Annotated in this window: 8 protein-coding genes; 6 read left to right on the forward strand and 2 right to left on the reverse strand. The window is 69.8% G+C overall.

Annotation, left to right across the window (positions count from 1 at the left end):
• The first annotated feature begins 3 nt into the window (after nt 1-3).
• The 6 genes from CG747_RS40445 (at nt 4) to CG747_RS40465 (ending at nt 7,032) form a co-directional block, all read left to right on the forward strand.
• The gene (locus CG747_RS40445) at nt 4-2,259 is read left to right on the forward strand and encodes a thioester reductase domain-containing protein (protein WP_100606880.1); all 2,256 of its coding nucleotides are present in this window, start codon (nt 4-6) and stop codon (nt 2,257-2,259) included.
• Entirely contained in the window at nt 2,256-3,329 is a 1,074-nt protein-coding gene (locus tag CG747_RS40450; protein ID WP_100606881.1) for an alpha/beta fold hydrolase, read from the forward strand. The genes CG747_RS40445 and CG747_RS40450 overlap by 4 nt, the downstream gene beginning before the upstream one ends.
• 43 nt (nt 3,330-3,372) lie before the next feature.
• Nucleotides 3,373-4,710, forward strand: coding sequence for a crotonyl-CoA carboxylase/reductase (ccrA, locus tag CG747_RS40455; protein WP_100606882.1), 1,338 nt, complete (start codon nt 3,373-3,375; stop codon nt 4,708-4,710).
• Nucleotides 4,711-4,799: 89 nt separating this feature from the next.
• Entirely contained in the window at nt 4,800-5,549 is a 750-nt protein-coding gene (locus CG747_RS40460) for an FkbM family methyltransferase (RefSeq protein WP_100606883.1), read from the forward strand.
• Complete coding sequence (locus tag CG747_RS46990) at nt 5,540-5,803, forward strand: hypothetical protein (RefSeq protein WP_107490346.1); 264 nt, start codon at nt 5,540-5,542, stop codon at nt 5,801-5,803. Before CG747_RS40460 ends, CG747_RS46990 begins: the two co-directional genes overlap by 10 nt.
• A complete protein-coding gene (locus CG747_RS40465) occupies nt 5,800-7,032 on the forward strand; it encodes a glycosyltransferase (RefSeq protein WP_107490347.1) in 1,233 nt (410 codons plus the stop codon). The genes CG747_RS46990 and CG747_RS40465 overlap by 4 nt, the downstream gene beginning before the upstream one ends.
• A 259-nt stretch (nt 7,033-7,291) precedes the next feature.
• Here CG747_RS40465 and CG747_RS40470 read toward each other — a convergent pair whose 3' ends face one another.
• Nucleotides 7,292-7,876 carry a hypothetical protein gene (locus CG747_RS40470; protein ID WP_100606885.1) on the reverse strand — a complete coding sequence of 195 codons (585 nt, stop codon included), beginning with the start codon at nt 7,874-7,876 and terminating at the stop codon, nt 7,292-7,294.
• A complete protein-coding gene (locus CG747_RS50250) occupies nt 7,873-8,286 on the reverse strand; it encodes a hypothetical protein (protein WP_257981051.1) in 414 nt (137 codons plus the stop codon). The genes CG747_RS40470 and CG747_RS50250 overlap by 4 nt, the downstream gene beginning before the upstream one ends.
• Between the last annotated feature and the right edge of the window lie 317 nt (nt 8,287-8,603).

The following is an 8,603-nucleotide window of genomic DNA, read 5'->3' on the forward strand; positions in this document are numbered from 1 at the left end:
TCGATGGGGAATCCACATGCGGCCGGGGCTGCCCCGCGCCGGACCGCCGAGGCGATCGAGCGCGGTGGCACCGGAAAGCCGACCGTGGCCGCTCTGCTGGCGAACGCCGGCGCGTCGGGCGGCCCGGTGGCGGCACCCGCGGCCGACGTCGGCAGCTGGAACGCGGAACGGCTCGTGTCGGTCATTTCGGCGGTGGCGGGCCGGATCCTGGGAAAGGAGGTCGACCGGGACACCGACCTGTTCGACGCCGGCGCGACGTCCGTGACCGCGGTCGAGATCGCCGCGGCGCTGGCGCGCGAGCACGACCTCCCTGTCGAACTGGACGACCTGTTCGCCGACGCGCGGCCGCGGCAGCTCGCCCACCGCTGGCTCGCCGCTCGCGGCACCCCGGCGCCTGCCGAGCCGTCCGCCCCGGCACGGCTCTCCCCGGCGGTCGACGAGACACTCGTCCAGATCATGGCCGACGTCGCGCGCGCGGACAGTCTGCCGTTCGTGGGAGCACCGCCACCGGACGCACCCCGGCGCCTCCTGCTTACCGGGGCCACCGGGTTCCTGGGCAGCCACCTGCTGCTGGACCTGCTGCGGCACAGCGACGCGCACGTGGTGTGCCTGGTACGCGCGGAGGACGACGAAGCAGCGCTCAGGCGCCTCGCCGAAGGACTGACCCGCTTCCATCTGCCCTGGTCGGACGAGGTGGCGCGCCGGGTGACCGCGCTGGCCGGCGACTTCCGGCGGCCGATGCTGGGGCTGTCCGCCGAGCGCTGGGCGGAGCTGGCGGACGAGGTCGACGCGATCGTCAACGTCGGCGCGGCCGTCGACTTCCTCCGCGGGTACCCGTCGCTGCGCCAGAGCAACGTGCTCGGCCCGTTGATGCTGGCGGAACTCGCCATGACGGGCCGGATCAAGCCGCTGCACCATGTCTCGTCGGTCGCGGTCTTCAACGAGCTGGGCATCGGGTCGATGGGCGAGGACGACCCGGTGGCCCACCTCGACCGGCTCTCGGCCGGATACGACCAGACGAAGTGGGCGGCCGAGGCCGTCCTGCGCCGCGCCCGTGAACACGGCCTGGTCGTCACCCTGCTGCGCCCGGCCGGGATCGGCGGGCACCCGGACACCGGCGCGCACAACGGGCACGACTTCTCCAGCGCGTTTGTCGCCGCGTACTCGCGCTTCGGCACCCTGCCCGCCTTCCGCTACCTGAACGTGGCCGCCGTCGACTGGGTGAGCCGGATGGCCGCGGCCATCGTGGGCGAACCGGATGCGTGGGGTCGCACCTACCACCTCACCGGCGTGCCGAGGAGCCTGGACGAGGTCGTCCGGGACATGACGATCGGCGGCATGATCCCGCGCGTTCAGCACTGGGACCGGTGGCGGGACGAAACCCTGACCAGGATCAGGGAGGAACCGGTCCCGGAACTGGAGTTCCTGGCGCGGATGCTGCAGTCGCCCACGGCGGCACGGCTGTGCGAGGCGCAGCTGTCCGCGCCGGCGGCGCGCTGCGACCGCACCCTGGCCTTCGCCGCCGGACACGGTCTTCCCGCCGCCACCCCGTACGACGGCAGGGCGCAGCGGAGGACCCTGGAGGAGCTGGCCCGCAGCGGGGTGGCCCGGCTGTCGAGGCCCGGCGGCACGCCCTACCTGTGGTTCCGCGAAACCATGGACGGAGAGATCGGGGCCGTCGGAGACAAGGCACGCACGCCGTGCACACTGGCACTGCGGTTGTCGATCCAGAGCATGTACCAGTTGGTGACCGAGCGGCGGATCGACGTCAGCGGGGACATCACCTGCGCCCTGCTGCACACCGAGCCCCTGACCGTGGTGGCCGGCTCGCTCCGGGTGCGCCCGCAGGAGGGTATCCCGGTCCGCAACGGACTACGGCACCCCCTGATGCGGTACCGGCTGGAGTTGCGCGACGCCGACGGACGGCAGTGGTGGCTGGCGGGCACGAAGACCGCGCGTGCCGGACGCGACCTGCTGCGCCAGACGCGGACGGTGACCGTCGAGGTCGGCCGCGACGGCGAGGCGGCGAGCCACGCCGGTGAGGTCGCGGTGCCGGTGCACAGCTACCTGCCCGACCAGGTCGACGGCCTGCGGGTTGATCCGGCCCTGCCGGAACGCGACCGGCGGCGGGCGAAGCTGATCTGGCTCGGCTGGTTCAACCTCCAGGTCGGCCGCGGCCTGCTCGAACCGCCGTTGCGTGCCGCTGCCGAACTGCTCGACCTGCGCCGGGGCGCCACCCACCAGGAGACACGCCGATGACCCTCAGCCCACTGCACCGCCGCGATGCCGTCCAGCTGGTGGAAGACATCCCGCTGCGGGTCGGGGACGGCACCTTGCTCGGTCTGCGCCGGATCACGGTCGACGACGAACCGCGCCCGGTCGTGCTGCTCCTGCACGGGCATTCCGCCTCTTCGGACATGTTCACCCTGCCCGACATCCGCAACGTCGTCGACGTGCTCGTCGACGCCGGGTACGAACCGTGGCTGCTGGACTGGCGGGGGAGCTGCCGGTTGCCGTACAACGAAACCGGTGCCCGGTTCAGCTACGACGACGTGGCGCTCTACGACATTCCCGGTGCGGTGCAGCACATCCGCACGCGCATCGGCGAGCGGAAGCTGTTCGTCGTGGCGCACTGCATCGGAGCGCTGGCGCTGTCGATGAGCCTGACGGCGGGCCTGGTGCCCGGCCTCGACGGGGTGGTGGCCCACGGCGTGTTCCTCACCCCGAAGATGAGCGGATCAGCCAGGATGCGCGCCTCGTTCGGCGCCGAGCTGCTGCGCACCCGCCTCGACCAGTTGCCCAGCGACTTCCGCAAGGTCGGGCTGTGGTCGCGGTACACGCCGCTGTTCGCACTGCTGGCCCGGCGTGCTCCCTGCCCCGATCCCACCTGCGCGTTGGTGCACCGCAACTGGGGCCTCGGCGGGACGCTGTTCGTGCACGAGAACCTGGACCCGCGCACGCACCGCAGGCTGGCCGACCTGTTCGGCCCGGTGCCGACCTGGATCATCCCGCACCTGCGCCGGGTCGAGCTCGCCCACTCGGTGGTGCGGTGGAACGACCACGACGACCGCTACCGCGTGCTGCCGGAGAACGCACTCGACGCGGCCGACCGGATCGACTGTCCGGTCCTACTGCTGTCGGGGAGCCGGAACGAGGCGTGGTTCGACTCCAACAAGCTGTGCCACGAAGTGCTCTCGGCACGGCAGCCGCACCTCGACGTGCGGTACGTCGAGGTGCCGGGGTACGGCCATTTCGACGCCTTCGCCGGACGCGGTGCAGCGCTCGACGTGTTCGGGCGAATCCTGCGGTTCCTGGACGAGTTCCGGTGAGGCAGGGCTCTGCAGTCAACACAACCACGATCGGAGTGATGCAGTGGACAGCCTTGCCCACGCGGTGGCCGAAGGTGCCACGGGAGAACAGCTGCTGGCCGAGCCCGTTCCGGCCGACTACCTGGCGGCTCACCTGCGCCGCGAGGACGTGGGGATGTTCCGCGACATCGCGGACAAGGACGTGCGCAAGTCGATCAGGGTCGGGTACGTGCCGATGCCCGAACTCGCCCCGGACGAAGTCCTCGTCGCCGTGATGGCCAGTTCCATCAACTTCAACACCGTGTGGTCGGCCACCTTCGAACCCGTGTCGACCTTCGGCATGCTGTCGCGGTTCGCGCGCCAGGGCGGGTTCGCCGCCCGGCACGACCAGGACCACCAGGTGATCGGGTCTGACGCGTCCGGGGTGGTGGTCCGGGCGGGCAGCGGGGTGCGGCACTGGAAGCCCGGCGACCACGTCGTGGTCAGCCCGGTCTACGTCGACGACCAGGAACCGCTGACGCACCACGACGGCATGCTGGGCGCGGGCCAGCTGGCGTGGGGCTACGAAACGAACTTCGGCGGCCTGGCCACCTACGCGGTGGTGCGCGCCTCGCAGGTGCTGCCGAAACCGGCGCACCTGACCTGGGAGGAGTCCGCCTGCTTTGCCCTGTGCGCCGGGACTGCGTACCGGATGCTGGTCGGGGAGCACGGCGCCAGGATCAAGCAGGGCGACATCGTGCTGATCTGGGGCGCGACCGGCGGGCTCGGCGCGTTCGCGGTGCAACTGGTCAAGAACGGGGGCGGGACCGCCGTCGGCATCGTCGGGTCCGAGGCGAAGGCGGGCCTGGCGCGACGGCTCGGCTGCGACCTCGTGATCAACCGGGAAGAGCTGCCGGGCACCGAGGAACTGGACCTCGCCGCACGGTCGCAGGCGATCGGCAAGCACATCGGCAGGATCATCCGTGCCGGGCTGGGCGAGGATCCGCATGTGGTGTTCGACCACGTTGGTCGGCAGACCTTCGGCACCTCGGTTTTCGTCGTCCGCCGTGGTGGCGTCGTGGTTACCTGCGGTTCGACCACGGGCTACCAGCACCAGTTCGACAATCGCTACCTGTGGATGAACCTCAAGCGGATCATCGGCAGTCACGGGGTCAACTACAGCGAGATGGCCGAGTGCACCCGGCTGTTCCGGCAGGGCATGCTGCGGCCCGTGCTCTCGGCCACCTATCCGCTCGCCGAGACCGGTGAGGCCGCCCGCCTGGTACAGCTCAACGAGCACGTCGGCAAGGTCGCCGTGACCTGCCTGGCGCCGGAGCCGGGCCTCGGTGTGACGGACCCGCGGGCGCGCGAGCGCGCCGGGATCGAGCGCTGGCACGAAACCGTCGGGCCGGCCGGGAGATAACCAGGCCGGAGCCAGCCCGACCGAGCCGTGGGGCCGGCTCCGGCCCCGGCTCCAGCACTTCCGAGTCCGACCCGAAAGGCGACCCCGATATGAGCCCGACCCTGATCGAATTCGACGGCGGATTCTCCTGCTACGCGCTGAGCGAGATCGAGGCCCGCTTCATCCACCAGGAGGTCTTCGTCGATCACGCCTACGGTGACGAGGACCTGGGCGAGGCCCCGTTCATCGTGGACGTCGGCGCCAACATCGGGCTGTTCTCGCTGAACATGCGCCGGCGGTATCCCGGCGCGCGGATCGTGGCCTACGAGCCCGCACCCGAAACCGCGTGCGTGCTGCGGCGGAACCTGGAACTCCACGGGATCACCGACATCACCGTGCACACCCACGCGCTCGGTGCCGAGGCGGGCACAGCCGCGTTCACCTACTACCCCGCCATGCCGGGGAACTCGACGTTCTACCCCGAAGGGAAAGCCCGTCAGAAGCAGGTCACCGCCGAACTGCTCGGCGCCGAGCAGGCGGAGGCGTCCTTCGCCTCGAACCCGTTGACAGTCGGCGTCGAACGGCTTTCGCGGTCGCTGGCCGAGCACCACCCGGACCGCGCGGTGATCGACCTGCTCAAGATCGACGTCGAGGGCGCGGAACTCGACGTGCTGGCCGGGATCGACGAAACCGACTGGGCCAGGATCCGCAACGTCGCACTCGAGGTGCACAACACGGCGGTCTCACAGGTCGACGACGTGGAAGAACTGCTGCGGGACAAGGGAATGACCGTGACCAGCGAGCCCCATCCCCTCCTGGGGCAGGTCCTGGGCGTCTGCAACGTGAGGGCGTGCCGGTGACCGCGTTCCGGCTCGACGGCCCCGTCCTGGACCGCGGCCGCACCGACCACCTGGCGTTCTGCCACGGGATCCACTACTGCGCCGACCACACCCCGGCCGGGCCCCGAGCCCGGAGCGCGATCGAGGCGATCTTCCGGCGGCTGCCCGGCCTGCGCCGGGCCGGACCCCCGGAACGGACCGCAAGCCCGGTCCTGCGCAGCCTGCGGACGCTGCCGGTGTCACCGAAAGCCGGAGCGCGGGGAGGTGCGGCGTGAAGATCGCAGTGCTGTCGCTGGGCTCGCGCGGCGACCTGGAGCCGAATCTCGCCGTGGCGGAGGAACTTCGTACCCGTGGCCACCACTTGGTGCTGACCGTGAACACCGCCCACCTGGACCGGGTGAGCCAGGCCGGTTTCGAGGCGTGCGAGATCCCGGTGGATCTCAGCGGGGTGCTCCGGCAGTTCATGATGTCCCGCAACCTGGTCAAGTTCGGCAGGGAAGTGTCGCGTCTGGAGGCCCGCGCCGGCGCCGCCATCGACGAAGCGCTCATCACCGGCTGTGCGGGCGCAGACGCCGTCGTGACCAGCCCGATGACCACCCTGCGCGCGCAGTGCGTCGTGGAACGGAACGCGCAGCCGCTGGTGCTCAACCTGCCCTACCCGCTCGAGCGGTCGAGCGCCTACCACCCGTCGTTCCTCGGCGACTACTCCCTGCCGCCCCTCCTGCGACGGCCGGCGCACGCCGTTTTCGAGCAGGTCTACCGGCAGGCCAACCGGGCAACCATCCGGCGCATCCGCCGACGACTCGGCCTGCCCGGCACCGGCCTCAACTCCTTCGCCCGCCTGCGGGCGCAACGGACACCCCAGGAACTGCTGGTGAGTCCGGTGTTGTTCCCGAAACCGCCCGACTGGCCGGACTACTGCACGATCGCCGGCATGCCGGCGTCCTCCGGTGAGCGGAACCCCGACCCGGAACTCGACGTATGGCTGAGCCATGGCGAACCACCGGTGTTCTTCGGATTCGGCAGCATGTCACTACAGGACCCGGCCGGGCTGCTCGAACTGATCGGCAAGGTCGCCACGCGACTGGGCGTGCGCGCACTGGTCGGCGCCGGCTGGTCCGACCTCCCGCTGGGCGACCGAGGGAGGACCTTCGTCACCCGCTCGATCGACTACCGGCGCGTGCTGCCCCAATGCGCCGCGGCGGTCCACCACGGCGGCTCCGGCACCACCCACGATGTCGCCCGCGCGGGCATCCCGGCGGTGGTCGTGTCGGTCGGTGGAGACCAGCCGCTGTGGGGCAGACAGGTCCGGGATCTGGGCATCGGTGTCACCTTCCCGTTCCGGAAGCTGACGGGTGAGCGGCTCCACGACGCGCTTGCGACCGTCCTGGCCCCACAACCCCGGCAGCGGGCGAAGACCGCCGGACTGGCCGTGCGGCGCGAGAACGGCACCCTTCGACTCAGCGACACCGTGGAACGGGTCGGCTCGGTGTGCGGATCGTGAGCCGTGCCGCTGCCGACGGCATCACGCCCAGGGCCGCGGAGTTCGCCGACGTGGTACGCGATGGGCTGCCCGGTCCGGCTCGGCACCGTCCGGGGCTTTCCCGATGCCGTGGCCGAATGCGGGCAGGGCCCACCCCGCGGGAAGGCGGCTCGTCGCGGTCTCGGCGTCCGGGCGTGTGCCTTCCCGGAGCGGTGTCCGGCGGCGATCTGCAGAGCACGCCGGTGCTGTGCCGGCTCACCCTGCCGCAGACCCGTCAACCCTAGAAGTCGGTGCTCAGCCCTCCCACCGAGTATTGGTCATAGATGCTCAGGAGGTCCTCGTCGTCAGCGAGGTCCAGGGTTGCCGTCTCCTGGCAGACCACGTTGGTGAGGGCCGTGAGCGTGCGCAGCCCGGGCCACTGTGTCGGGCCGGCGAACCCGGCGAATCGCCGCCCCAGTACGGCTCGTACGGCTTCAGCGGCTGTCGGTGGAACGCCAGGGGGTACGGTCGTGAGCGCCATAACGACCTGTTGACTACCGGCCCCGGACCGACTGGCCAAGGGGCCTTCCTCCGCGATCTGAGCCAGGGAGAGCTGAAAGGACTGGGCCGATGCGTGGCCCGGTTTCTCGTCTGCCAGGTGAATGAGTTCGACGGTCGGTACCGTCCGGCACTCCCCCACCAGTCGCCGCCGCACAGCAGAGGAAGCACCCAGCCAGGAGCGGGGTGCACCGGTGCGCTCGAACGCTGCTGCGGCGGCGCTCTCCGCCCGGAGCGCGTCGGCCCCGTCGACTACGAGCATCGTGAACTGGGGTTGCGGGCGCTCTGTGTTCGAGTGGAGCAGCCACAGCATCCGCTGGTCGGTCACTTCACACACAGTTCGCCTTTGCCTTCGATTTTCTCTTTATTGTAGTTGAACACGGTGGAGGTGATCTTTTTGGAGCCTCCGGCGATCATGAACTCGGCCACTCCCTTGTAATGGTGGCAGGCTCCGAGCGGCTCCCAGTTTGCCACGGCACGGGCCTTGTACTTTTCCACGCCGCTCACATAGCCGGACTTTCCAATCTTTTCCCAGCCCCACCAGCGGGACCGGTAGAGGGTGACATAGATCGAATATCGGGGCACCCGCGCCTTGCACTTCAGGTCCGCATGTACGTTGACGGCATGAGGGTTGGTGTGCGACCTGTGCGGATGGTCCACCTTGCCACCGCAGCCCCACGGGTTGGCGCCAGCGGCCCATGCGCTACCGCCGCTGAACGACCACTGCGCTGCACACATCGTCGCCACGGCGGTCGCTGCGGAAATTCGTCGAGTCGTACGCACTGGTCCCCCCAAGTGATCGTCACGCAAATTCTGATCTGAGCACCCGTCAAGGGTACGCAGATCTCGCGGTCACAGGTTGGGGGGGCGGTGTTAATCGAGCCAAGGCGCGAGGGAAAGGGAAGGGGGAATTAATTGACACAGTAGCGCCAAAAGAGAACATGAATTCTAAAGAGCGTGACGTGATCGAATTAAGGCGCTCGTCAGCCGCAGATCCTGTGCATGCCCCACCGAAACTTTCGCAGGAGAAGAACCTAGCCTCGATCGTTCATGAG

The sequence above is a fragment of the Streptomyces sp. CB02959 genome (assembly GCF_002803155.1).
Lineage (GTDB): Bacteria > Actinomycetota > Actinomycetes > Streptomycetales > Streptomycetaceae > Streptomyces.

Bases quoted from the DNA above. Each gene is read 5' to 3' on its own strand.
- CG747_RS40450 (WP_100606881.1), top strand. From the start codon at position 2,256: ATGACCCTCAGCCCACTGCACCGCCGCGATGCCGTCCAGCTGGTGGAA.
- CG747_RS50250 (WP_257981051.1), bottom strand. From the start codon at position 8,286: ATGTGTGCAGCGCAGTGGTCGTTCAGCGGCGGTAGCGCATGGGCCGCT.
- CG747_RS40460 (WP_100606883.1), top strand. From the start codon at position 4,800: ATGAGCCCGACCCTGATCGAATTCGACGGCGGATTCTCCTGCTACGCG.
- CG747_RS40445 (WP_100606880.1), top strand. From the start codon at position 4: ATGGGGAATCCACATGCGGCCGGGGCTGCCCCGCGCCGGACCGCCGAG.